This window comes from Shewanella sediminis HAW-EB3 (genome assembly GCF_000018025.1).
GTDB classification, from domain to species: domain Bacteria; phylum Pseudomonadota; class Gammaproteobacteria; order Enterobacterales; family Shewanellaceae; genus Shewanella; species Shewanella sediminis.
Window position 1 is genome coordinate 2,889,641 of sequence record NC_009831.1, and the last position, 26,345, is coordinate 2,915,985.

The window sequence follows — 26,345 nt, forward strand, 5'->3', positions numbered from 1 at the left end:
AGCCAACTATTGTGCGCATAGCTAAACAGCATATAAAATAGTATCTATTTCGGCGTTAAATAATTGATATAAAAGAAGGTATAGTATAAGTCTGTCAGATTACAGTTTATTTAACAAAAAAAGGTAAATCAGATCAGTTAATTAATCAGTAGACAGTTTTATTTAGGATGAATAACGAAAAACATTGACTCTAACCCATTAAGTTAAAAAGGTTAGTTAAAACAGTTGAACACCTCGTAAGCATAAATTTATGATTATTTCAGTTACCCTATGTTCGCTATGGACATGGAGGAACATATAAACTCAACCTATAGATTAAAAATACAAGGTCATTGAGTATTTGTCGATTCTGTTGACCTAAAATAATTACAGCAACTAGATACCATCGTTCAATACACGCTTAGGAGAGTGAGTGACCCAAGAGTAACCCAAACGGTCTAAAATTCTGTATATATTAGAAATTTCATAATCTACACCAAAGTTATCTGCGATGTATGCCTGAATATCACAGCCCTGCAACTTATCTGCATTTCGTGTCGTCGCACGATGTTTAATATATCGTGATAGTTGCTGTATCTGCTCATCTGATAAAGAGGCTGGTCTACCGGTGTGCTTTTTATCTTTAAGACCATCCAGACCATAGGTTAAGTAGCTTGAAATCCACTTGTTGACACTGGTTCGACTAACTTTCAGGTAGTCTGCAATTTGATATCTTGATTTACCTTCATGAAAATGAAGCAAAGCCAGTAGCTTCAACTTCATCCTGGCATTTTTTTCTTGTTGAATAAGTTTCATAAAATCGGGAGTATCACATGCCGGTTGAGCCATGGTTTATATCTCCATATCTAAGTTATAGATGTCGGGTCTGACTTGAAGCTTACCTGCAGCATCGACCCAAGAGGTGTGATAAGTGATATACACCGGAATTGGGCTTGATAGTGAAAAATGCCGAGTACCACTTCCTCCTACAGCCTTTTGTAACTCTCTTGCTCTCTCATCTGTTTCCACTAAATAACTGGAAAGTGCGATAGGTTTTTCCAGTCGAATACAACCATGACTCAATGCCCTCACATTGCGTTTAAACAACTGTTTTGCAGGCGTGTCATGAAGATATATCGAGTGACGGTTAACAATAGTAAACCGCATCTTACCTAAGGCATTATCTTCACCCGGTGCTTGCACCAACCTATATTGCCTCAGTAGAGTCGGGAGTTGCTTTGAGTCTACGTCACCTAGTTTAATAACGTGTTTTTTGTTCAAACCTACACCATGCAGTTCAAACTGTTTGTGATTAAGATATCCAGGCTCTGCTGCGTTAAGAGGTAATAACTCACTTTTTATTATGCTAGCTGGTGGTCTCCATGATGGGTTAATCGTCAATTTAGTCAGATAAGTAGATAGTATTGGTGTTGGTGAACTCGGTTTACCAATAATGACTTTCATCTGTAACGTTACACTTCCCTGTTCGAAGATGCTCAATTGATAGCCGGGTATGTTTATCCAAACCAGCTTTTCAGCGTTTGGGGTGGATAGTGTTATCCAGCGCCAGAGATTACGTTGCATCTGTTCAACTCGTTGCAAAGGAGTGACATTTATTGCTTCCACAGTGTATTTATCGAGGTTGCCATTGACGTTTAAGCCATGGCGCAGTTGAAAAGACTTAATTCCATCGATGACCATAGGATCATAAATGGCCTCTCGGTAACGGGTCAGTTCACTATGCTCCAGATCGCCAAGCTGTGTGAGCATCCACCTAAGCTGTTTAACCTCATTTGAACTTTGTCCCAACCTGAACTCGTATTGACTCATGGTGGGCCACTTTACATTGACCTTCTTCTTATATTCACCAATCATGTTTCTGAGTCGGTAAATCTCATCAAAAGAGGGCAAAATAGTACCGATGAATTCAGATAAACGGTCACGCTTGATCGCTTGTAGCAGTTTAGTTTGCTCCACAGATAGCTCTTTATGACTCGACTCTGACATCCTTTCGATAACGGTCAGTAACGCTTTTGTGTAGCTAGTATCTGCTTGTTTACGGTGTTTAGTCGTTTTGATAGGTTGGGGGATATTGACTTCGACACCAAGATCATCGAGTAAACTTATAAGGGTCATTCCATTTAAACTGACGCCTCTTCGATCAAACCATAGAAGCTCATCGGCAGCCCGCTCATACATTTCTGCCATCATATGTTCGTCGCTCAAAGGCTTTGCCTCTGACAGATCACATACAAACATCATAACCACTGCAATAGATATGAATAACGATGAACCAAATCTCATATACCTAGTGCCTTATCAGAAAAAATTCTTACTGTTCAACATAAAAAGATAGGTTTAATACTTCAAAATATAGATATATACCTGTAAACCAATCATAAAATATCGGGGGGTACCTTCTCTTGTGCATCTATTCCTAATCTTCTAACCTTAAAATTTATCGTCAAATCATCCCTATAACGTTTAGTACAAAAATTTACTATGGACAAATTTTCATTTTGAATGATTTAAAAACTGATCTTACTTTTTTACTAACAAAGTCAAAGCCAACTATACTTTTATAAAAGTGAAAGTGAAATTTAGCCATCACACGTGTTCGGGTATCGATGAGGATGAGTAGTTTCGATGAACTTAGGAAGAAGCTTGAAAGTACAGGTAAGCTTATCTGTCATTATTATATTTTTAATGGGGATCAACATCATCCCCGCATGGCAGGTTTACGAGTCCAGATTGTCAATAACGACAGACAGTCCGACTGGTTCGAGCTTCGCTGAGCGGTACCTCATTTTGGGAGACTGGCCAGCTTCTGATGTCTACAGTGCTCTTGAGGACAATAATAAATATCTACTAATTAAAGATAAAAAGAGTGCAAAAAATAACAATTAGAATCTAATAAAAAGCTTATAACTGCAAAATTGAATTTAAGGGATTTTATGATGGATAGTACACCTGAAGGGTCAGGCGAGGTATCTATGCTGAGAACATTCTGGCGAACTAACGCCTTGATGTTACTTTCATTGGTCTTACTCAATAACTTCAGGCAACTTCTGCAATTCAACTCTTCATTTTCAATCTCTACAACTATGACTCATGTAAGTAAATCTGACCTCCTAAGTCATGGATTACTTATTGATTTATCGCAGTTTATTATTTTAGTAATACTCCTTCACTTTATCTGGTCTCTCATCATAACCATTTCTTGTAAACATTGGTTTAGATTAACTCAACATGAAGGGATCAGAACTCAAATCTGGCTCATTATCACCTTGTCTCATATCACTTTTGTATTAGCCGCTAATGCTTACCTGTTTCCAACTTCTGTACTGGGTTTTCTAAGAGATACTCCTTTAGCTTCCCCCTTAGGTTTAACTGTCCTTGGCTGTTTACTCATGAGTCAATTTTTATGGGGGCTCTACAACTATATCGGCAGAGTCGCCACCATTAGCCTCGTTGTAACTACTTTTACACTAGGCTTTATCTCGACAATTAATGTTGCTGAGCCATATGAACCTACAGATAAGACAAATCCAAATGTGTTTATTATTGGCATAGATGCTCTGAGACCGGATCACCTGGGTTATCGAAACCCGGATAATCACTTCACCCCTAATATTGACAAATTTCTTTCCCGTGCAAGTATTTTTGATGAAACATATACTCCTCAAGGTAGAACCTATGTTGCGTGGATGAGCTTACTTTCGGGGCAATACCCGATAAATCATGGTGCAAGGTTTAATTTAGCGCCACCCGAGCTGGTGCAAACAGAGTTCCCCTTAGTCAGAGAGTTGAAACAGCAAGGTTACATGACAACCTATGCAATGGATGAGAGACGTTTCAATCAAATAGATGAAAAGTATGGTTTCGAACAGGTTATAGGACCTAAAATTGGAGCCGCCGATGCCATAATTACTAATATTGCAGATATCCCTTTAATTAACCTCTTTATCAAGCTTCCCCTCTCAGAGGTATTGTTCCCGTACCTTTATATGAACCGTGCCTACGGAAAGGGCTATGATCCAATATTGTTTAACCAAACTGTGAGCGGTAGTTTATCAACCAGTCAGCCAAATTTTTTAGCAGTTCACTTTTGTCAACTGCACTGGCCATATACCTCAAAAGACTTTATCGATATGGATAGCGCCAAATGGAAAGGCAATTATAACCATTTTATGTACCAAGCCTTACTATCTAAGGTAGATGAGCAATTTCATCATTTTATGGATGACCTCAAGAATCGTGGTTTCTTAGAAAATGCCATTGTTTATCTGATATCAGATCATGGTGAAGGGTTCATGTTAGGACAAGACACCCTACAAAAAACTGACAATAATATTGGTAAATTAAATGTCAATGCATGGGGTCATGGCACTAATATTCTCAGCCAGGAACAGTCAAACGTACTCATGGCATATAGAAAATTTCCCCCGGGGTCTCAATCTAAGCCTCAAATGGTATCTGGTATTTTTTCACTAATCGACATCGCCCCGAGTTTGTTTAGCGAACTTAATTTAAGTTTAGAAGGTTCAGATAAAATCTTTGATGGCATTGTACTTCCAAAGGACAGGGTATCAAAAATTACCGATATAACTGAAAGGGAGGTGTTCGTGGAATCATCTCGGCCTGTAAAATCGATCAACGCGAGTTTCATCGATGATAAAAAAGTCCTATCTGAAACCGCGTCAAAATATGAAGTCAGAGACAATGGGCGAATAGTCATGTTACCGCAATTTCACAATAAATTAATAGGTGAGAAGCAACGATCTATCTATTATAAACACTGGCAACTTGCCATGTTACCGGATTTTGAAGAACTGATTCTGGTTGATACAAAAATGAAAACCTGGAGTTTAATAACTAACTACCAGGGTACAGCTCCTTGGCAAAAAATGCTGACGAGTTTGTGTGAACACTACCGAGACGATCAGGGCTTTGACCCTAATGATAAATGCTCAAACAAAATAGTAAACTCACAACCATTGCTACCTAGCAGTAACAAGTCCTTTGATTAAAACTTAACAATTATCTATCGACTTTCATTTGATAATTTCAAAAGGAAAACAGTTTAAATCGAAATAAAAATAAATATATGCCATTTATCGACTATCCTTTTTACAGTCTACGAAACCTAAAATTGCCAATATCATACAATATGCTCTAAATAAAATGATGTTAGCAGACCACATTAAAGGATTTTTGTGAGTATATTCAAAGGACTTACCTATGTCACTTTACAATTTATTTAGAAGTTCACTCTTCCAAATTGGATTCCCGTTAGCCCTAGCTATTCAACTGTGTCTATCACAGGAACAGATATTTACTCTGCTGGCCTCTTATCATGAGTTGGTTAATGTCGTTCCCTATATACTATTTGCACTGGTTATTCTCTTGAGTCAGCCATTCAACCAGGGCAGTACAGGTTTAGTTTCACTATTAATGATACTCAGTTACTATGTAATCCAAAATTCGTTGATCGTGCCGCTGGAAGATATGAACAGAGTCATATTTGTATTATTAGCGACTCTATTACCGATAAACTTACTTTTAATCCATGCTTTACCGGATAAGCGAATACTCTCCAGGTTTGGGATCACTTTTTCACTTTTTATCCTGTTACAGCTAGTCTGGTTATCTATTCTAATGCAAAATCTATCGGCAACTGATGTTAACTGGTTGTGGCAATCATTTCTAAAACCATTACCAACATTATCACCTTCCCCCTTAATTATCATATTATTATCTTTCTTTATAACGATTTTCAGCGCCCTGATACTCTTATTCAGAGGTCACAACTCAGATCAAGCTGTCTATATCACTCTGCTATTTACAAGCGTTATGTTTTTATCATTTAATCAAGCCCTGATGCCTGCCTTGACCGCCTCAATGGCTGCAATACTATTACTAATATCGATTATTAATTCGAGCCACGAACTTGCTTTTATTGATCAATTAACAGAGGTACCGGGGCGACGCTCCCTCGAAATTGAGATAAAGCATCTATCCGGCTTATACACTATAGCCATGATAGATATCGATCACTTCAAACATTTCAATGACACATTTGGCCACAGAACAGGAGATGAAGTACTGCGTTTGGTCGCACAATTAATGAATCAAAATAAGGGAAGGGGTAGGATTTTTCGCTACGGCGGTGAGGAGTTCACCATTATATTCAAGGGCAAAAATGCTAATCAATGTATGCCATACCTCAATAGCCTAAGAACCAGAGTCGCAGAATATGACCTTAAGATCCGCGACCACACCTCTCGTCCGGTAATGGGCGTAGGTCTCAAAGCTGAAATGGAAAAAGCCAATAATGAATCTGTAAATATCACCATCAGCATAGGTGTAGCGGATAGCGTCTCGGAAACCATACCGGAAAATGTTATGAAAGCGGCTGACAAAGCATTATATCGAGCTAAGAACGGTGGTCGAAACAGAGTAACAAACTTGAGATTTGCTTAGAGCAAGCTATAGACAAAATTGATGGGAAAACGTGTCGGTCGTTAGATTAACAGCATCTACTCTGTCTTAATATGTTTACCTGAAAACCCATATCTTATTTAGCAAATAACTAGCTAGTGGAATAAGGGTGCATGTAAGTAAAACACTCTTCAGGTTAGAGATATGAAGTGATTCAGCAAGAACGCTGATCCCCAGCAAAACTGCCAAATTTAGTATCGCAGCTAAAGTGAAACGAATGAACCGATTCAAACTATATTCTACCTTAAAGCTCCATCCAGAATGTAAAACATAGGAGATAACGAGACAAATACTAAAGGCTATAATAGTGCTAAATCCTAGGTTAAAACCGATGACATCAATCAAAAACATTGCTATCCCAAAATAGATGACAGTAGTTAGTACTCCCGCCCAAAAAAACCTGCTCCCCTCTAGTAATATCTTCCTCATTAAAATTCACCACTTTTCTTATGCATCGCTAACCATATCTAATAAATTGTTATATGTTACGACGACCATAGATACTGCTTTTCTTAACAGAAAAACGAATTCAAATACTTTTACACCATAGCTAAAACTATTTTCCCAACAACAGGTAAAGCTATTTATCTCCCTTATAGTTCCTTACTTTTCTTATCCAATACAATGGCCGATCCTGCCCCTGCTCATAAATACGTCCAATATAAGCCCCTAACAAGGCAATAAAAAATAGTAGAACTCCAGCAAAAAAAACCTGAAGGAAAACAATTGATGTCCAACCTTGAATAGCAGTTCCGAACACAAACTTTGCTAAGACAGCCGCGAATAAATATAGAAGACTAAGTGACCACATTAAACTTGAAACCACAAACATCAGGTGTATAGGAAAATGCGAAAAATTTAGTGTCGCATCAACAGCCAACCTTATCATTTTAGCTAAGGTGTATTTAGTCTCACCAGCCAACCTTTCATGGCGCTCGTACTTTATACTAGTTTGTGCAAACCCTACCAGAACAAATAGCCCACGGAGAAATTTGTGTTTCTCTCTAAACTGGGAAATAATGATCCTCACTGGCTTTGTAAATGCACGAAAATCGCCACTATTGTCTATCAAATCGAGCTTTGATACCAGTTTTATAAACTTATAAAAAAATTTCGCGGTTAATATTTTGAATACTGTTTCCCCGTTTCGGACACTCCTTTGAGCATGGACTATTTCATATCCTTGCTCTATTTTCTCTAAAAATTTTGCTAGCATCTCAGGAGGGTCTTGAAGGTCGATATCCAACGTTATATTAATATCACCATCTGCTGCTTCAATCCCTGCAAAAAGTGCCGTTTGATGTCCCATATTTTGTGCAAGATGAATAACCACTAATCTAGGTTCTATGTCTGCCAACTTATCCAGAATCGTTTCACTCTCGTCATGACTTCCATCGTTAACGATAACAAACTCAAACTCAAAATCATCAAACTCTCTGGCCACTGACTTAACCCTTTTGTAAAACTCGGAAATATTTTCTTCTTCGTTATAACATGGGGCTATAAAGCTTATTTTTTGCATTTAGTCTCCTATTAAATCGTCCCAATACCTAAGGAACTTATAACTACTGCTTAACCGTTCCAACGCAGATAATTGATAGCCCAAATGGCATTTTTTTATTTTCTAATACATTAAGCTCCGACCTAAATATTCTATATAAAACAGAATTCAAGCACCTGTGAGGTTTTTTACTTCCAAGTGAGTCATCAGCCTTACTAAAAAAATCCATCAATCTTGAAATAATGGCTAGAGGGAATAGATATGTATTAAAATATGAAATATATTCAACCTCAAACCCTCCCTGTTGCATTAATAAAGATAATCCATCTTCATCATAACGTCTAAAGTGATGCATTTTTGAATCATGCTTGCCAAACAGGAACTTAAAAGCCGGAACTGTCAAGACTAGTTTACCTTCAACAGATAAATATTCCTTCAATATCGCTATTGAATTCCTATCATTTTCGATATGCTCTAACACATCAAACATACAGATTAAATTAAATCGACTATTTTGAACTGGAATATTGTTTGGCAACCAACCGTTTTCAACACATATACCACTAATCGAACTAGCATATTTTCTTGAAAAATCATTTAACTCAAACGCTCTTAGGTTTCCATACTTACTGAGCATTTTTAAATTCCCACCGGTTCCACAACCTACTTCGAGAATGTCTATATTTTTTGGCAGATTAAGCTTGGATAAGTATAGTTCTATTATGTCCCTGCGACCTTTAAACCACCAATGCTCATCCTGCAGTTTTGCCATTTCATAGTATGCACGTTCCTCCATTACTACTCCTTTTTAAACAGATGTTTTTAACCAAAAGAAACAGAAAAAACAGAAATGAACACAATTTAAACTAAATATGATATTCATTAATAACATACACATCATAGGTTTTATTTTCAAAAAACTTCAACTTCAACGTTGATAGTTTGTAATTTCTAAACAAAGTCTCCAATTCATCATTCCTTACAATAAAGTCAGAATACCTAAACCCTGCTGGAAAATAACTTGGCGATATGCTTGTGTCAACAATTATTGCCACTGGTTTATTTAGCGACAACTCCATCGTCAATCTATTTATAACGTCAGTTTTCACCGCTAGGATTTGCATTCTCTTTTTTTCTTGCAACATATACGAGTGGCTTTCATAAAACTCAATTGCAGGTAAAGGCCACAGGGCAGGAAAAGCCGATACCCAATGGCTTTTGGTGTAGGTGGTAATAAAACTCGAGGGCCATACGTTAGTTGAAAATACATAGATGGGCTGCCCAGCAAAGTTTTCATTGATCACATCAACCGCATCGGACAAGTAGCTGTAACCCAGAATATTAAAGCTAGGGAGTTCTGATTTTGTGATCACATATTGAGCAACATCCGCTTTTCTGTAAATCAGACCTCCAGTAACAAAAACGATCCAAACCGCCATAAGTGAGCCCGTAACCGAGGAAAACGACTTAAGCTGAGGACGCTCGATTAAAAACAAACTAATAACTAGAACAAAATTTATGAAGAGTAAAACTTTAAAGGGGATTAATTGATAGCTATAGTGCGATTGCACTAAAAAGGAGATAAGTGCTGAAAATGTTAACACGCTTACATACTGTGTGAGCCTACGGTGTATTTCAATGTTGATATGATAAGTAGCAAATACAAGCCCCAATAACAATATTAAAAAATAAGGAAGGTTAAAATCTTTTAATGGATGACCATAAGTCCAATAGGTTGCGATTCCGAGTGGAATAATCTTAGTCAAATAGCTAGGAAAAAACAGCAACACAGAGCAACAAAATGCGCCTATGACTGCAAACATACTTGCCATCTGAACCGGTACAGTAGCAAAGCGGCGGTTGCATTGCATGAAAAGCCATAATTCCCCCACGACAGGAAAAATAATGAAATAAGGTTTAAAGCAAACACCTATACCACCAATGAAACCAATTATAACCGCCTCATAGAATTTACCACCGGTCAATTGCCCCCCTCCATGAGATTCATGGAACCGACTAATTAAGTAAGGTAACAGGAATACAATCGCCAAATAGTCTCGTTGTCCAAAATCATATTCAGGCATAACAAATATAATTATTATACTTGCGGAAATAAATACATAGGAGAATATGGTTTGAGGTAAAATTTTTCGCATAATACGAAGATATAAGAATGTTGCTGCTGCAGAAATAGCCACAAGGTACACTTTTGTAGTTAAGGCGGCTGATAGACCCAATCCCTTTGACAACAAAACCGCAGGTGCCATGACTAAAAATACCATCGGCGGGTTGACTTCAATGATGTCTATATAGAGCCTTTTGCCCTGTAGCCACTCTTGAGTTGCATGAAACAGCCATCCAATATCACCATTCAATGGCAGTAATATGGTGATCATAAGAAATTGAACTATACAGACCAAGGGCAGAACATACTTCAATAGCAACAAAGCAAAGCGGTAAAGGTGTTGTAACATTAACAATTTTCCTTTCGAACATCATATCCATAGGCACTCATTTCAGCATAGTCATGGAATTGTTTTTTAGCCAATTTACAATGAATTATCTACAATTTATGGCCCCCTCACTTGGGCATCATATCTCGCAAGCTTAGTTTTGGGCTAACCAATTGCTACATAGGTACATAGGTACATAGTGGCTGTAGTGGCTGTAGTAGCTGTAGTGGCACACTAAATTTGGCCCCAGATTCGAGGTGTTATCATCATTATTCTATTTCCATATAGCCGATTCGAAATTATAGAGATCTTCCACAAACAGATTTCGCAGATGCCCTCCCTCCTAAAAATCCAGCATTACTTCTTGGACCGGTCAAAAAAAACAGTCGAGTATTTAGTAAAATATATACTTAACAAAGCCTTTGCAATCTAGAGGCTAATACGGCAAATTATCAATCATTAACAATCAATCGAGATATATGACTCTATGTGGTTCCAAAAAGAAGTCAGCCTCAAAGCAAGACGACGAGGTTTTTACCTTATTAGCGATGAAATTTGTGATGCTATACCTGAGATTAACCAGCTAAGCGTTGGGCTGGTTCATATTCTGCTTCAGCATACCTCAGCCGCACTGACCTTAAACGAGAATGCAGATCCAAGTGTCAGAGAGGATTTCGAGCGATTCTTCAATCGATTGGCGCCTGAAAATGAGCACTATTACACACATACCTATGAAGGTCCGGATGACATGCCAGCCCACCTTAAATCATCACTGCTTGGCTGTGAACTCACTCTGCCAATCACCAATGGCAAGTTAAACCTTGGGACCTGGCAAGGGATATATCTATGTGAGCCCAGAGACAGGGCCGGTAGTCGAAGAGTTGTTGTGACGATACAGGGCGAATAATTGAAAACCTGAGTGGAAAGTAAAACTGCTTATTCGGTTTCTTCCACTAAATCATATTTCTGTAAAATATTTTGCCATCTGACATTGGTATCTAGTTGAAGAACAAACTCAGACAATTCCGGATGAAGCTCAATAAGACCCGGTGTCAGCATGATATGCCTGGTAAAAGAGAAGAATGGAGTTGGTGACAAGTAAATTTTATTTTGTAAATTCAATTCATTAAGCAAAAACATAACTACACTTCTGGGTTGAATTGTTAGATCTCCACGACTTTTAAGTAACAAAGCCAGTGCCTGTTCCTCCCTGTTTACATTGAAACGTGTGATCTCACTTCTCGCAAAGAGTGGTTCGAGTGACTTATACTTTCTGCCCCTGACGGCGACTAGCGTCAGGCCCTTTAATGATTCAGGTCCGTCAAATACGACTTTATTTTCTATTGAGGAGATAACTTCATTTCTATCTTGCCACAACGGGGGCGTCCACAAATAATTAGCCTCTGCACCATCTCCCATCCACCGCCAATTAACAAAGAGAACAAGCCCTTGTTTTTGTTCTGCTAAATACTTATTCAATCTGGCTCTTGGAAGTGAATCCAACCTGAATACAAATCTGCCTCTAAATTCATCGTTCAACAGATTAACAAAATCAAAAGCAAGACCTTCATCCCCGGAGATTTGGAAAGGAGGTGAAAGATAGTAATTCCATAGCGTAATGACTCGTGAGTCGGCCCGTACTTGTGCAGTAGAGATAGCAAAACAGGTATAAATGACAATCATCAAAGGAATTTTTGACATTGTTCCCCCTTCATTAATCAAGACTACTGACCTCTCCCTCAGTCAGAGATACGCCATAAAAGGTGACCTGAGACTATCTGCATATTCCGGAGCATCGTGAATAATTATAAATGGATTCACTTAGTTCACCTCTTTATATCTATAAATAATGTCATTCTTACAAGGTTCACTTAGTCCCCTTTCTTCTATCAGTCATTTCTTTACATCAATTCACTCTAAATATGCAGTTTGCAGTGTTTGTTTTTTATCCAGCCAGGTTAGATAATTAAGTAACTCCTAAATTCTATGAGGCTGACATGAAGCTACCAGGCACTGAATCATCAACACTAAGCTACATAGATCGCTTCGAGAAAAAACGAGAGGAGGAAGCCGAAAAGCTCAGCTCGGGCCTTAAGATTAACAGAGCTTCCGATGATCCCGCAGGCTTGCAGATAGCTAATCGATTAACTTCCAGTATTAACGCATCGGATCAACGTGCAACGAATGCCAGAGATCAACAGAGCATCTATAATACGCAGGCTGGTCAGCTTTCATCTATTACGGATAGCCTGCAGCGAGCAAATGAATTATCGATACAGGCCGGAAACCCGCTCAATGACAGCGGTGCAATTCAGGCTGAACTGGATCAACTGACGGAGGAGATCAACGTTATCGCAGAGAGCGCACTGGGACAGGCCAATTTTATTTCTGGCCTCGACGCCTCAGACCCTTCAGCTTCTCAGACAATAGTATCGGACGCCAGTGCCACCATAGATCAAACTGCCAGCGATATTGGCGCTCAAAGCAATGGCTTAGATAGCCGCATCAATAACTATCAAGTGAGTAGCATTAATACATCAGAAGCCCGCTCCCGTATTCAAGATACCGATTATGCAGAAACATCTTCAGAGCAAATTAAAGCCGAGCTACAACTTAAAATTGCCGTGTTAACAAAGAAAGATGAAGAGGAACGCAAAGGTTTACTCTTTAACCAGTTTGTCTGAGAGCGATATTGACCCGAGGCCGATATCTCTTAAAGAAAATTACACTTCAGAACTATGATTCATCTATGGTGATTGGTTTAAGCAGTTCGAGCCAATCATCTCCACTCATCTCAGTCACGCTTGCGCCCTCTTGCTGATAGATACTCTGCGCAAGGCTCTGCTTAGACTCCTGTAACAACTGAATGCGCTCCTCCACCGTATCTTTACAGATCAACTTATAGACAAATACAGATTTATCTTGCCCTATACGATGCGCTCGGTCACTCGCTTGCTGCTCTGCAGCCGGGTTCCACCACGGATCCATGTGAATAACGACATCGGCCGCGGTAAGGTTCAATCCAGCACCGCCGGCCTTTAAACTGATTAAGAAAACGGGGACTTCATGTTGCTGAAAACGTTTGACTAAACTTGCACGGTCTCGGCTCTTACCTGTCAATTCCACATAAGTGACGGCTAATTGTTCCAACAGTTCACCTATCAAGGTTAACATGCTGGTAAAAGAGGAAAAAATAAGAATTCGGCGCCCTTCTGCAAGCATGGAGGGAAGTTTATCTGCCAACCAATTGAGTTTACCGGAGCCGGTGGCAAATTCGGTTAGCCCCTGTTCGACACTTTCCTGAGTAAACGAAGTCACATCGTCACTCTGAAAACTCTCATCATTCGATGCTGTAACACCTTCTGTCTGACTAATATGACTATGACTGAGTTTTAATAGTTGAGGGTGACAACATACCTGCCTGAGTTTCAGTAACGCATTACTTATCGCCAGACGGTTTCGCTTAATGCCTGACAGCATCACCGCTTTCTGCACCTCTTCGGACATAGTCAAACGAATGGTTTCGTAAAGATCGCCCTGCTCCTGAGTTAAACTAATATACTCATTAATTATTGTTTTTTCTGGCAGTTCGGTCGCTACATCCGACTTCATTCGGCGTAGCATAAAAGGACTGATCCTCTTAACTAAAGCTAGACGCCTTTCATCATCTTGATCTTTTTCTATCGGGAATTGATACAAACGCTGAAACTGCGCATAGGTTCCCAAAAAACCTGGCATCAAAAAATTGAACAGGGACCACAATTCGCCTAAATGGTTTTCCAGTGGCGTTCCCGTTAAGCACAGTTTGTGCGTGGACGATAAACTCGCCACCACCTTGGCAATACGACTACGAACATTCTTAATGGTTTGTGCTTCATCCAAAACAATCAGATGAAAGTGTTTATCGGCCCAAAATTGTGAGTCCTGCTGTAGGGTACCGTAACTTGTTATTAATAGGTCGGTCGATTCAACTTGTGACTCCAGCTTGTGACGTCTGGGACCCGACCACAGGAGTGCATTAAGCGTTGGAGTAAATGTCTGCGCCTCATGCAACCAATTTGCTAATAAACTCGTCGGAGCAACCACTAAACAAGGCTTAGTTAGTCGTCCGGACTCTTTATCGAGTAAAATGCTCGCCAGAGTCTGAATGGTCTTTCCAAGCCCCATATCATCGGCCAGGATCCCGGCGAAAGACTGGTTTTGCAAAAACTGTAACCAATTCAAACCTTGCTGTTGATACTCTCTCAATTTGGCATTTAAACCAACGGGTTGAGACACAAAAAAATCATTGTGATCCTGACTATCTAAATATGAGTAAAGCTGCTGTGCTTTATTATTTAACCAGGTGCTCCCCTGCCAATGCCACTGTTTCTGCTGGCTCTTTATCGGTGAAGATAGCTCGGCGAGCCTTGTCATCTGGTGCATGGGAAGTGTCAGCAATTCGTCATCAGACAGTGGCCTTGCTTCATATAATTCGACCAGTACGGCTAATATCTGTTTGACTCTATCTACAGGTAAGGCGAGTCGCTCGCCACTATCGAGCTCCATTAAAATGGTATCTTGATCTTCAATATTTTCGACAAGCCCCAAGCGAATCGCTTTGACAAGATAAGGCAACAGATTGATTTTTTGGCCATTAACTTCGACACCTATCTCGAGGTCAAACCAATTCTTACTACCAGAATCCTGAGCAACTTCACCGTACCAACGTTGAGCTTTTACAATGCTGAATCGGTTCTTCATATCAAATTCAATGCACCACCCCGCTAACGATAACCGGTAGAGGGCTATCATCTGCTCACTCAATACACTGGGTAGCAGACGACAACCAAGGGGGAATCCCTGCCACACGGGAGATTCAAACACCGAAGTTAATAATGGCAGTTCTGACAGTTGGATGTTCCATTCTGCGGCTAAATTTAAACAGTGCGGTACTTCTTGAGCGTAATCAAAAACCTCACTCAATGAGTAAACTACCTCACCATTAACTAGCGAGAAGTTAGCAAGGTCCAGTGACAATGCATGCGTATCATCCCAAGGGTATTCCACATGATGCCGGGTAACTCTCAACTGTGGTTGCCAATCAAACTCGGCATCGGGGTTAATATCCGGCATCGAAAAAGGGTCGGAGGTGAGGAGCAGGCTCATGCTTGCAAGATCAAGGTAGCTAGCTGCATCGATCTCAATAAATGGTGCCGGATCCAGAAAATCTTGATGGTAGTGTTGCTCAATTTTTAATGCCGGGTTTGAACAGTTTTCCCAAAAACACCGTTGAGTCGAAACCAGATGCCGAATAAAGTCGAGCCCCGTCAGTTCGCTCAGGTTGACTGAAACGGCGTCTCGTTGTTTTCCTTTTTCCTTTTCACTGCACTGCTCAATCAAGAGAGATAGCTTATCAAGTAAATATCTGTCTGCCTGAGTGACAAACTTAGGCAATACACTTTTCGTGAACACGTCTAACCCCAGGGAGCTCTTAATCGAATAAATGCCGGTTTTACTCAGGTAACCTTTATGTACAGACAGATGTAATCCATCTTGGTTATCTGACAAGAGATAGATGATCCGGTGACGAGCCATATTGGGATAGGGATCGAAGCGTTGATTTAGCTCTGTCCTTAGCAGCCTTTTTGCCGTATCGGGTCTTTTTTTATCGCTGGCGTAAGGAGTTATCGGGTGTTGTTTCGCGACATGCTCGATTGCAATGGCGGCCAGATGTTTACAAGCCTTATCCTCTTCATTATGACAAGTGCAGTGAGAGTGGGTCGATGCAACAACGGGACCTGCCGACCAATCGAGCGCTGTATAGATAGAGCTAATGCTCCTGGCCGCCCCCCGACTCGATGGCTTTTGAGTACTGTTTTTAGTACTGGCTGCATTCACGTCGTCGGACTTAAACTCGGCGCGAATAATCAAACCTGATTGTTCGCTCTTAACTAACAGCCCTGCCAACAACAGCTGCATACCATGAAATATTGCAGACTGACTAAAATACTCTTCTAGCTGTACCAATGAGATCGCCTTGCTCTAATCTTGATGACTATTTATGACTTAATAGATACGGCCAAATAGTGAATGGGCCATTAAAATTAAACCGAAAGGGAGAACTATAACATTGATTTTCAAGGACTACAGGTTATTTTAATCAATATTTGAGATATAACCTGCACCAAAAGAAAAAGATGCACTTAGCTTCCATTAAAACAATCACCTGCAGCCTAGAAGAGAAGATAGAAATGAAGCCTCTAAATGAAAAGCCACCCCAAAGGGTGGCTCAAGTACTGTATTCGAATCTATAGCCGGTAAAATGGCTGAGTCAGAAACTGGTACTACTAGTCTTCATTCTCAACAGTTCCTTTTATACGCTTCTTCCCGGAAAACATCGCTGAGATTATCCCGGGTTGATGACGGCGTTCTGCTTGTATAACGGCGGCAACATGAAGCCCAATCAAGAGCATTAAAAAGTAAACACTATAGAGATGAACCTTACCTGCGATACTCTTAACAGGTTTCATCTCTGCAAGCTTACTCTTATCTACTCCAGTCTCATCGTAAGGTTTAATTAACGTCGCATCGACGCCATCGGCCGCAATATACTGAGTGATTGCGGAGCCGAAAGGAGGATAATAGATATCGGTACCGGCCCTGAACAGGCCTGTTGCCATGATCAAGGTCAGCGTCAACATTATGGTCGCAACAGCAAGCTTACCTAAAGGATTGTGTCCTACATACTGTGGATTTTGACCATCTTTAAGTGCCGTTCTGTATTGTTTGATGGCGCGAATGTTGGGTATGTTATGAGAGAATTTAGCATAACGATTCCCAATGAATCCCCAGATAATCCGTACCAACAAATTAGCCGCGAACAGGTAACCTATGATGACATGTAACTCTTTCAGTTTAATCTTGGCCTCAAGCGCATCTATGCCCAGATCTTTACGAAACAACATGATCAAACCGACAAAAACTAAGCTTAACACCAGTAATACATTCACCCAGTGAAAGAATCGACTCGGCCTGTCCCAGACTTGGTAAGTTGTGACCTTTTCAGCGTTGTTATCTCTTTTGTTATTGCTCTTGTCACTGTTATGGTTTTTCATCGCTATTCCCCAATAAGCAAAATGTGATATCAGTCTTAGCTTACGTTGTTCTGTACTAATTTCAGTTAATCTTCATTAATGAAGAAATCACTTAAAAATAATGTATTTATGAAGATTATTAATGAAAGATATGCCAAGCCTAACGCGGTAAAATGCATTACTCCAGCAAAGTCAGCAAGTTCTGTTTAGGCATAGGTTTATAGAAGTAATAGCCCTGAACGGCCTCGATATCTGCAGATCGAACAAACTGAAGCTCCTCTTCAGTTTCTACCCCCTCCGCAATCACGTGTAGATCCAGCGCATGGCTCAATGTGGTGATAGCCTTTACCAAAGCTTGTTGTTTCACCGAAGAGCCGGACTCTTGAATAAAACATTTATCTATCTTGATGTGATCGACTGGGAAATGACTCAAATAAGATAAGGAGGAGTAACCCGTACCAAAATCATCGACCGCAATTTCTATCCCCATATCTCTCAGCTTCTGGAGTGCATCGATGAGATGCTGATGCTGCTTCATCAAGAGCGACTCGGTGATCTCCAAAGTAATACCATCGAAAGGGAAACTATCCGTGGTTAAATCCACGGCGATATCATTAATCGAGGTGACAAGACAATCTTGTAAAGCGTGGGACCAAAACTCGTACATAGAAACATTGATCGACAGACCGATCTCTATCCCTTTACGCTTAAACTCCAGCAGAGAAGCCATGGCTTCTTTACGAACCCAGTGACCCAACTCGACGATCAATCCACTGCTTTCGGCGACGGGGATGAACACTTCAGGGGAGATGAAAGCCCCTTCATGCTTCCACCTTAATAACACCTCTGCTCGAACTATTTTATTCTCTTCCAGACAGACAATCGGCTGATAGTAGAGTTCGAATGCATTAGTCTCCAGTGCAAATTTTAGGTCGTTATGTAGTTTGGCCGTTAGTTCTGCATCAAGTTGCATCTGCTGAGTAAAGAAGTGAAAACAGTTTCGTCCCTCACTCTTCGAGATATACATCGCCTGATCGGCACAATTGAGTACCTGTTCAAGGTTCATGGCATCTTCTGGAAATCTGGCAATACCGATACTGATACTGGTTAATACACGCTTGTCCTGGCCCAACAGATAGGGCAAAACAACCGAGTCATTGATTGCATGTGCCTGCCGGACAAGATCGCTCTCTTTGACCATACCAGGCAGGAAAAGCGCAAATTCATCACCTCCTAATCGAGCAACCAAGGCCCTACCTTTAGTACTGGATTCGATTCGTTTTGCCACCTCGACAAGAAGTTGATCACCCTTATCATGGCCTAAGGTGTCGTTGATCTGCTTGAAATTATCAAGATCCATCAACATAAAACCAAAGCCCGGACTTAAGCTATCGGACTCTATTTCGGCTTGAACAATTTTAAACAGATAGTTACGGTTGGCCAGTTGCGTCAATGAATCATAATTTGCTTGATAATCGATTAGGGCTGAGGCGCGTTTACGTTCGGTAATATCACTGAATAACCACGAGTAACATAGCTCTTGTGAACCGCGCTCTTTAAACATGTTCACTGTCACTTCCAGATAGAAACTCTCACCTGACGCTCTGGTGCCAACGAGCTCTCCCTGCCAGGCTTCTTTGGTAGCCAGGCTGGCAAGCATACTATCGAGTGTATCTTCCCCCGATCGTTTAAAAAACTGTACCGGGTCAAATTTGGTTTCAAGGCCCGAAGTAAGCTCAGTTATCGCATAAAATGCCGGGTTGGCATTCAGAACAGTCCAGTGCAGATCGGTGATCACCAGCCCCAAGGGGAGATGGTTGAAGATATTTCCCGTTAACCGCTCGAACTGAAGCGCCCTGCTTCGCTCGATGGCCAAGCTAGCAAGTCTGGCCGCTTCCGAAATGAGTAACAGGTCTTTCTCAGTAGGAGACTTAATGGTGTCATAGTACATGGCAAACGTACCCAGCACTTTTCCCTGACTGCCCTTGATAGGCTCAGACCAACAAGCGTTAAGACCCGCTGCCAGAGGCAATGCTTTAAAGACCTCCCAAAAGGGGTGAGTCTCGACATCTTCGACGATAACCCTTTGACCGGTAGATGCCGCAGTGCCGCAAGAGCCGACACCATCACCGATCTCAATACCATGAATCGCTTGATTATAATCATCGGGAAGATTTGGAGCCGCACCATTGAGAAGACGTTTACCGTCATCGCTCAATAGCAGTACAGAGCCTTTCGTGCCCAGCTTCTCCTCTTCAATGTGAAGAACCAGAGCGATAAGAATCTCTTCGAGAGGAGAGCCATCTAACAGCATGGTCAGTATGGCGCCGTAGCGTTTTATACTGACATTAGAATCGGTTAGGCTCGGAATAACGGGTATTATTGATTCATAACTTAGGCTCATACAGCCCCCTGAATGACGGATTTCTATCCTTAAAAATCCTACGACACCAATTAGGATATACTAATCATAAACTCTATGTAAATAAGAGATTTAGGTTAAATTGATGGCTTCTTGTCTAGTCAACTTGTCAAGATAATTGCCGACACAATTTAGCAACAGAAATCCAAAACAATATCTTAGGTGACAAATAATCTTTGTTCTGGCCATAACGGTATTTATACAAATCGGTATTATTCAGGAGAGAAGTAGTGGGCTGTACTGTGATTCTGCGTGATGAGATTGCTCTGGTTTATACAGATATGGTTTATACAGAAAAATATGATTTAACCAGCAGAATGTAGACTCTGCTGGTTAACATTGAGACTTAAGCTATTCAGCAATACGCTCAAGTTTGGCTAAGTAAAAACCATCGAAACCTGAATCCGCAACACTAATAGTCTCATCTTCGATAAACTTAAAATGATCATTTTCAGCAAGAAAAGCATCTACCTGGTTACGGTTTTCTTCCGGCATAATTGAACATGTTGCGTAGACCAACATGCCGCCAACTTTCACCATACGACTGTAGCTTTGCAAGATATGCTTTTGTAGCTCAACCAAAACTGGCAGACGCTCCGGCGTATCACGCCACTTAGCATCCGGGTTACGTTTAAGTACACCCAGTCCCGAACAAGGTACATCGAGCAGAACTCTGTCGGCACTGAGTTTAAGGCGCTTAATCGTCTTGCTGCTGGCAATGATACGTGTCTCGATATTATCGGCATTAGCACGTCGTGCACGTTGCTTGAGGCTATCGAGCTTCCACTGTTCTACATCCATCGCTAATAAGCGGCCCTTGCCTTTCATTTGAGATGCGATTGATAATGTTTTACCACCCGCTCCGGCGCAGGCATCGATAACACGCATACCCGGTTTTGCATCGACAGCGGCAGCAACCAACTGAGAGCCAGCATCTTGCTGTTCAAACCAACCCTTTTTAAAGCTTTCGGTACGGAACAGGGCGGAGTCAGAAGTGACCTCCAACGCGGTATCTACGCCTTCAACTTCCTGGGTTTGAACCTGCTCGTTGCGTAATTTTTTGGCTAACTCTTCACGGGTACACTTTAATAAGTTAGTACGAATAAAACGCTTAGGTTGCGTATTTAATGCCGCACGCTCTTTGGCCCAAGCTTCACCAAGCTGTGATTGACCCATCTCATCGAGCCACTCGGGACAACCATCCCAAAGTGCCGGTTGCTTCTTAGCCTCTTCGAGACGAGCAAAATATTCGGCTTCAACAAGTGGCAGAGAATATTGCAGCTTAGGAAGTTCAAGCTCATGAAACAGGTGCCATGCATTTATCAAACGCGTACCCAGACGAGACATCTCTTCGGGTTTCACATCGGACAGGAAACAGTACAAGTTCAATCTACGTAAGATATCTCCGGCAACCTTGGTGATACGGGCCTGTTCTGATGGCGCAAGTTGTAGGCCTGAAAAGTGTACCGAATAGGCTCTGTCTAAAGGTTTACCTTCAGATAAGACCATATCTAATACACTAATAACCAATTCTGTCGAGCTAGGTGAAAGCGGAGAGTTAAGCATGAAGTTGCCTGTTGTAGATGCATGAAATAAAAACGTGTGGATCATAGGAGTTAAGCAAGCAATACGCAAGTAAACTCTCGCCTCCCAAAGGAGATTAAGTGACGATATAATACAAAAGCGACCCTTAGATCGCTTTTTTCATCATCAGGTCCGTCCAAAAATGAGCGGACACATTTGAAATCAAATCAGCTAACGGTTCCAAGGGTTAAGCGGAAGCTTGTTATCTGCTGAGCTTTCTTTGTTATCTGAACGATTATTGCTTGAAGACCGATTTTTTGAAGAGCTATCTTTTAAAGACCTACTTTTTGAAGAATTTGATTTTGAAGAGTCACGCTTAGAATAAGCAGGCTTTGATGATTTAGAGTGTCCGCGCTCCTCTTTAGACGCAGCATCTCTAACAGGCTTATTTTTAGGCTCGAAGTTCAAAACAGAAACCGGCACTACTTTACGCGGCTCAAAACCTTCAACCACCTTTCTTTCAATCAAATGATCTAGACGCCTTTCAATCATGCACAGATTTTTAAAATCGTCTTTCGACACCAAAGAGATAGCTTCACCCGCAGCACCCGCACGTCCCGTACGGCCAATACGATGTACGTATTCGTCGGCAGGGAAAGGCAGATCATAGTTGATCACCAGCGGTAGTACGTCGATGTCGATACCGCGTGCAGATACTCCAGTCGAAATTAAATACTTGATCTTACCTGTTTTAAAGTCGGCTAATATTTTCTCACGAATGGCCTGTGTACGACCGCTGTGAATACATTCAGCCTCAATGCCACGCTTCTCAAGCTGGCTCACTAATTTACCGGCACCATGTTTGGTTTCGATAAAAATGAGTGCCTGCTGCCAGTTATTTTCATTGATTAGGTGGCTTAACAGCGCCGACTTCTTATCTTTATCAACAGTAATGAGCCACTGGTCAATATTTGGCTTACCTGCACGCTCTTTATTAAAGGAGAGCTGGATCGCATTGGAAACCGTGTCTTTAGCCAGTTCTCTTACCTGTCTGGAAAGTGTGGCTGAAAACAGTAAATTTTGTCTCTCTTCAGGCAGTGTATCGATAATCTTAGTGATATCTTCGATAAAACCCATATCCAGCATTCTGTCAGCTTCATCGAGCACTAACATCTCAATCTCATCGAAGTGGATCGCGCGCTGGGTATACAAGTCCCGTAGACGGCCAGGTGTTGCAACAACGATGTCGACACCATCAATTAACGCCTGTTTTTGCGGCGCATAATCGACACCACCATAGATGGCTATGGATTTAAGATTAAGATTTTTACCGTACACCTCAATGCTCTTACAAACCTGCACCGCGAGTTCTCTGGTCGGTGTAAGTATAAGCGCACGAGCACGTTTTTTACGTTGCGTTTCACTACGGGCCAACATCTCAAGGATTGGCAACACAAAAGTGGCTGTCTTACCACTACCCGTTTGCGCAGCAGCAATTAGGTTTTTGCCTTTAAGCGCCAGCGGAATGGCTTCAGCCTGAATAGGCGTAGGCGTCAGATAGCCCAGTTCGCTAATAGCATTTAAGATAGGAGCGCTTAATCCGAGTGTAGAAAATGACATGTAAAGTCTCAGAGTGATGATTGATAATTAGCTGAAAAGGCCGATAGACAAAAATCAAAAGGCACTAACAGAAAAATAGGGGGTGATTATAACAGAAGAACAAGGAGCAAGTTATCAAAGACTCATCACAGCAAGTCTATTACAACAGGCTTATCACAACACAAACTCCATTCAGCGCTTTTAAAAGTGCTAACAGTTTATCGAGTTATAATAAAAATCTGCAACTTCGACTTTCTCAAAACTGAAATTTAACACCCCATCCTCTTGCCTAGTTGTGCTCGAGTTATTCCAGGGAATAGTTAATTCAAACTCCTTTATCCCATCGACCGAAACCGGAAATACCAATGTATACCATTGACTGAAATGGTCGATTGCTCCGCTCGGCTCCTGCTCGGTGACAGTAATATCAGCCGGATAGAGTTTAGATGAAAAATTTGATGAGCTGACAAATACATTTTCGGGCAACAATGCACCAGCTTTTGATTTTGCTCTGATCAGCAATGTAATTTTCAAGTTCGCGCCGGAAACATATTCGGGCATAACAGTGAGAGTCACATCACCAACAATTTTCTCAACCGCATCATCTCTTGTTGTATGGTAGCCACAACCCATAGATGGTGTGAGTTGGCCATCGTTTAGATCAGGCTTGAAATAGGTTCTCGTGGTCGGGTAGGCAACACAGCCACTCAGCAGTATTAAGCAGAGTAAGACTCCCGCAATATTCTTGTACAAAGTGAAACCTTGATTGCAATGTGCGATGGGCGGAATATTAAGACCTAAATAAATATGATTCAAGTCTCGAGCTCCCAAACTATCCCGTTTTGCTTTCCTCTTCTTTGGTTTCCTTAAGCAGTAATCTGGTAATATCATCTGCAGTTTGTGGTCGACTAAACATGTAACCTTGAAGTAGATCGCAACCCTCCTTGACCAAAAAGGCAAGATGTCCTCTCTCCTCTACCCCTTCGGCTACCACTTTAAAGCCAAGCGCATGCGCCATAACGATAACGGCGGATAAGATCACATTGTTGTTTTTATCGTTAATATCACGAATAAAACTCTGATCAATTTTTAAAATGTCGATGGGAAGGTTTCTCAAATAACTCAAGGAGGAGTAGCCGGTTCCGAAATCATCCAGGGCAACCCTGATCCCTTTACTGCGAAGCCATTCTAATGTCACAAAGATCTCTTGCTCACCATTGATAATGGTTGTCTCTGTTAGCTCGATATAGAGAGTACCCGGAATTATCCCGCTATTTTTTATAGTTTGGTACAACTCTTGGGCAAACTTGGGGTTATTCAGCTGTATCGCCGAGACATTGATAGCGAGTTGAATATCGACGATTCCACTATCCTGCCAGATTTTTAGCTGACGACATGCTTCACGAATGACCCAGTCACCTATTACCGTGATTAAGCCATTTTTCTCGGCTAAGGGAATAAACTTGTCCGGTGGAATGAAACCAAACTCAACGTCATACCAACGGATAAGGGCTTCAAGTGAGACAATACGGTGAGTATTGCTATCTACAATGGGTTGGAAATACAGCTCAAATCGTTCATTTTCTACCGCTTCATGCATTTTTTGCTCTATGACAGAGAACTCATCATTTTGACGGCTCAGGTTATCAGAAAAATGCTGGTAGCCCCCTTTCCCCTTCTTCTTTGCATGATACATGGCGATATCAGCATTCTTTATCAACTCTTGAGTCGTCACTCCATTTTGTGGATAACAGGCAATACCAATACTGGCGCTGATATAATAGCTCTTACCGCTAAGCAAGATAGGCTGAGATATTATCTCCAGGATCCGTTTTGCGACTTTCTCGGCGATGTTAATCGACGGTAATTCGCCAAGGAAGACGGTAAATTCATCTCCACCAAGCCTGGCCACCATATCGCTATCACTGAAGTGCTCACAGAAATCTTTACTACGCAGATTGCGGTGCAAGCGGTCACCAATTTCATGCAGAAGTTGATCACCCGACTGATGCCCTAGGCTGTCATTAATATGTTTAAAGTTATCCAGGTCGATAAACATGACAGCAAGTTGTCCCCTATCGCATTTGGCGGATTCCAAAGATAGGTTCAGATGTTTGGTAAACATAAACCGGTTGGGTAATCCGGTAAGAGGATCGTTAAATGCCAATTCACGGATTTTCTCATTCGATTTAAAAAGCTTAAGACTCATCCGGTTAAACTCTTTGCCTAATTCATTAAGTTCATCATCACCCGATGTTTTCACCTGAATCAATTCGACATTATTACCCAAACGCAGAAATGCGTGATGCAACTTATTGAGCGGACGAATAATTTGGAAATGGCTCAGGAAGATCAACAGAGGAATCGCAAATGCAACCGTAGAAAGCGTAATAATGGTCACTAACCAACTCATATCTCTGCTGTATTGCAGCAAAATGGTCTCGGGAAGCAAGGCATGTAACCATAACCCCTGTTTCAGAGGCATGCTGGTGTGATAAAAACTTTCACCATCGAGTTCATGAACGCTAAAGCTTGATGGCCTCTCTGAATCTTGTTTTAAAGCCTGGTAAACGGAGGTGATATCGGTTGCCGACTTAGCAGAATAGGGTAAAACTGCGGCCCCCGATTGATCAGTAATAATAAAACGCCCTCCACTCCAGGGAGAGTCAAGAAGCACTTCGTTTATGGCATCCAGGCTAACTGTGATGACAAAGTAGCCCCGCATCTTTGGATCGGCGTTAAATGAATCCACCGCCTTATTAATAATGTTTACCCGTTTTGACACATACAGACTAAATTTGTCATTGTCCGGGTTAGTAAGAAGCTGTGTTTTATTATTATTTTCATCATGCCCCATCGAGATAAATAGCTCACTCGCCTCCTCTTCATCTTTAAGATTCGCGATAAAATAAGAAGTTAAACGGAGATCTTCGTAACCATCGGGGAGTATTACCCGCATTTCGTAGTATTGAGGAAATACCTTCATGATGCTTTTCAATTTCCGCAGCAAAGGACGCTGCATCAGCGTATAGCGCTCATCCTCATTTTCGGTCAACACATAGTTATGTAACAAGGAGTCATTCACAATTAACTCTACATTAGCTTGTGCCGTGTTCACTAGACGATCCGTTTGAGCGACAACTTGTTCAAGGTACTTAGTCACCTGAGTAACACTGCTTTTCTCTGCAGCGCTCTTAAGTTCAACAAAAGCCATGGCCCCCAGCAAGATGAGCGGGATGCAAACCAGTGATGTCAATAATAGAGGTAGCTTTGTCTTAAGTTTCATAGGC

The 26,345-nt window shown here is 41.2% G+C and carries 18 protein-coding genes; 4 read left to right on the forward strand and 14 right to left on the reverse strand.

What is annotated here, in order from left to right:
* Positions 1 to 375 precede the first annotated feature (375 nt).
* On the reverse strand, positions 376 to 828 hold the full coding sequence (locus SSED_RS12450) for a helix-turn-helix domain-containing protein (protein ID WP_012142720.1): 453 nt from the start codon (positions 826 to 828) through the stop codon (positions 376 to 378).
* Positions 829 to 831: 3 nt separating this feature from the next.
* On the reverse strand, positions 832 to 2,241 hold the full coding sequence (locus SSED_RS12455; RefSeq protein WP_223295915.1) for a L,D-transpeptidase family protein: 1,410 nt from the start codon (positions 2,239 to 2,241) through the stop codon (positions 832 to 834).
* Positions 2,242 to 3,005: 764 nt separating this feature from the next.
* Between SSED_RS12455 and SSED_RS12465 the strand changes: the two genes are divergently transcribed.
* A complete protein-coding gene (locus SSED_RS12465; protein WP_223295999.1) occupies positions 3,006 to 5,009 on the forward strand; it encodes a sulfatase-like hydrolase/transferase in 2,004 nt (667 codons plus the stop codon).
* A 211-nt stretch (positions 5,010 to 5,220) separates the two neighbouring features.
* Positions 5,221 to 6,462: a GGDEF domain-containing protein gene (locus SSED_RS12470; protein ID WP_012142724.1), complete on the forward strand. Its 1,242-nt coding sequence runs from the start codon at positions 5,221 to 5,223 to the stop codon at positions 6,460 to 6,462.
* Between the two features lie 75 nt (positions 6,463 to 6,537).
* Here SSED_RS12470 and SSED_RS25155 read toward each other — a convergent pair whose 3' ends face one another.
* From SSED_RS25155 to SSED_RS12490, 4 genes are all read right to left on the reverse strand, one after another.
* A complete protein-coding gene (locus SSED_RS25155; protein ID WP_041421672.1) occupies positions 6,538 to 6,909 on the reverse strand; it encodes a GtrA family protein in 372 nt (123 codons plus the stop codon).
* Positions 6,910 to 7,060: 151 nt separating this feature from the next.
* The gene (locus SSED_RS12480) at positions 7,061 to 8,002 is read right to left on the reverse strand and encodes a glycosyltransferase family 2 protein (protein ID WP_012142725.1); all 942 of its coding nucleotides are present in this window, start codon (positions 8,000 to 8,002) and stop codon (positions 7,061 to 7,063) included.
* Between the two features lie 43 nt (positions 8,003 to 8,045).
* On the reverse strand, positions 8,046 to 8,777 hold the full coding sequence (locus SSED_RS12485) for a class I SAM-dependent methyltransferase (RefSeq protein WP_012142726.1): 732 nt from the start codon (positions 8,775 to 8,777) through the stop codon (positions 8,046 to 8,048).
* Positions 8,778 to 8,847: 70 nt separating this feature from the next.
* Positions 8,848 to 10,455, reverse strand: a complete 1,608-nt coding sequence (locus SSED_RS12490; RefSeq protein WP_012142727.1) for a hypothetical protein — start codon at positions 10,453 to 10,455, stop codon at positions 8,848 to 8,850.
* Between the two features lie 466 nt (positions 10,456 to 10,921).
* On the opposite strand from SSED_RS12490, the gene SSED_RS12495 reads away from it, so the two are divergent.
* Positions 10,922 to 11,341 carry a secondary thiamine-phosphate synthase enzyme YjbQ gene (locus SSED_RS12495; RefSeq protein WP_012142728.1) on the forward strand — a complete coding sequence of 140 codons (420 nt, stop codon included), beginning with the start codon at positions 10,922 to 10,924 and terminating at the stop codon, positions 11,339 to 11,341.
* Positions 11,342 to 11,370: 29 nt separating this feature from the next.
* Here the strand turns inward: SSED_RS12495 and SSED_RS12500 are convergent, their stop codons facing one another.
* Positions 11,371 to 12,135 carry a transporter substrate-binding domain-containing protein gene (locus SSED_RS12500; protein ID WP_012142729.1) on the reverse strand — a complete coding sequence of 255 codons (765 nt, stop codon included), beginning with the start codon at positions 12,133 to 12,135 and terminating at the stop codon, positions 11,371 to 11,373.
* A gap of 296 nt (positions 12,136 to 12,431) precedes the next feature.
* Here SSED_RS12500 and SSED_RS12505 point away from each other — a divergent pair, with 296 nt between their 5' ends.
* Positions 12,432 to 13,118 carry a flagellin gene (locus SSED_RS12505; protein WP_012142730.1) on the forward strand — a complete coding sequence of 229 codons (687 nt, stop codon included), beginning with the start codon at positions 12,432 to 12,434 and terminating at the stop codon, positions 13,116 to 13,118.
* Positions 13,119 to 13,170: 52 nt separating this feature from the next.
* Here SSED_RS12505 and SSED_RS12510 read toward each other — a convergent pair whose 3' ends face one another.
* The 7 genes from SSED_RS12510 to SSED_RS23655 form a co-directional block, all read right to left on the reverse strand.
* Entirely contained in the window at positions 13,171 to 16,443 is a 3,273-nt protein-coding gene (locus SSED_RS12510; protein ID WP_012142731.1) for a DEAD/DEAH box helicase, read from the reverse strand.
* Positions 16,444 to 16,763: 320 nt separating this feature from the next.
* Positions 16,764 to 17,531, reverse strand: a complete 768-nt coding sequence (locus tag SSED_RS12515; RefSeq protein WP_012142732.1) for a cytochrome b/b6 domain-containing protein — start codon at positions 17,529 to 17,531, stop codon at positions 16,764 to 16,766.
* 157 nt (positions 17,532 to 17,688) lie between these two features.
* The gene (locus tag SSED_RS12520; RefSeq protein ID WP_012142733.1) at positions 17,689 to 19,914 is read right to left on the reverse strand and encodes a sensor domain-containing phosphodiesterase; all 2,226 of its coding nucleotides are present in this window, start codon (positions 19,912 to 19,914) and stop codon (positions 17,689 to 17,691) included.
* A gap of 369 nt (positions 19,915 to 20,283) precedes the next feature.
* Complete coding sequence (locus SSED_RS12525; RefSeq protein WP_041421673.1) at positions 20,284 to 21,498, reverse strand: RsmB/NOP family class I SAM-dependent RNA methyltransferase; 1,215 nt, start codon at positions 21,496 to 21,498, stop codon at positions 20,284 to 20,286.
* Between the two features lie 189 nt (positions 21,499 to 21,687).
* A complete protein-coding gene (locus SSED_RS12530) occupies positions 21,688 to 23,076 on the reverse strand; it encodes a DEAD/DEAH box helicase (RefSeq protein ID WP_012142735.1) in 1,389 nt (462 codons plus the stop codon).
* Positions 23,077 to 23,265: 189 nt separating this feature from the next.
* Entirely contained in the window at positions 23,266 to 23,871 is a 606-nt protein-coding gene (locus SSED_RS12535) for a hypothetical protein (protein WP_150104337.1), read from the reverse strand.
* 16 nt (positions 23,872 to 23,887) lie between these two features.
* Positions 23,888 to 26,341 carry an EAL domain-containing protein gene (locus SSED_RS23655; RefSeq protein WP_012142737.1) on the reverse strand — a complete coding sequence of 818 codons (2,454 nt, stop codon included), beginning with the start codon at positions 26,339 to 26,341 and terminating at the stop codon, positions 23,888 to 23,890.
* Positions 26,342 to 26,345 lie beyond the last annotated feature (4 nt).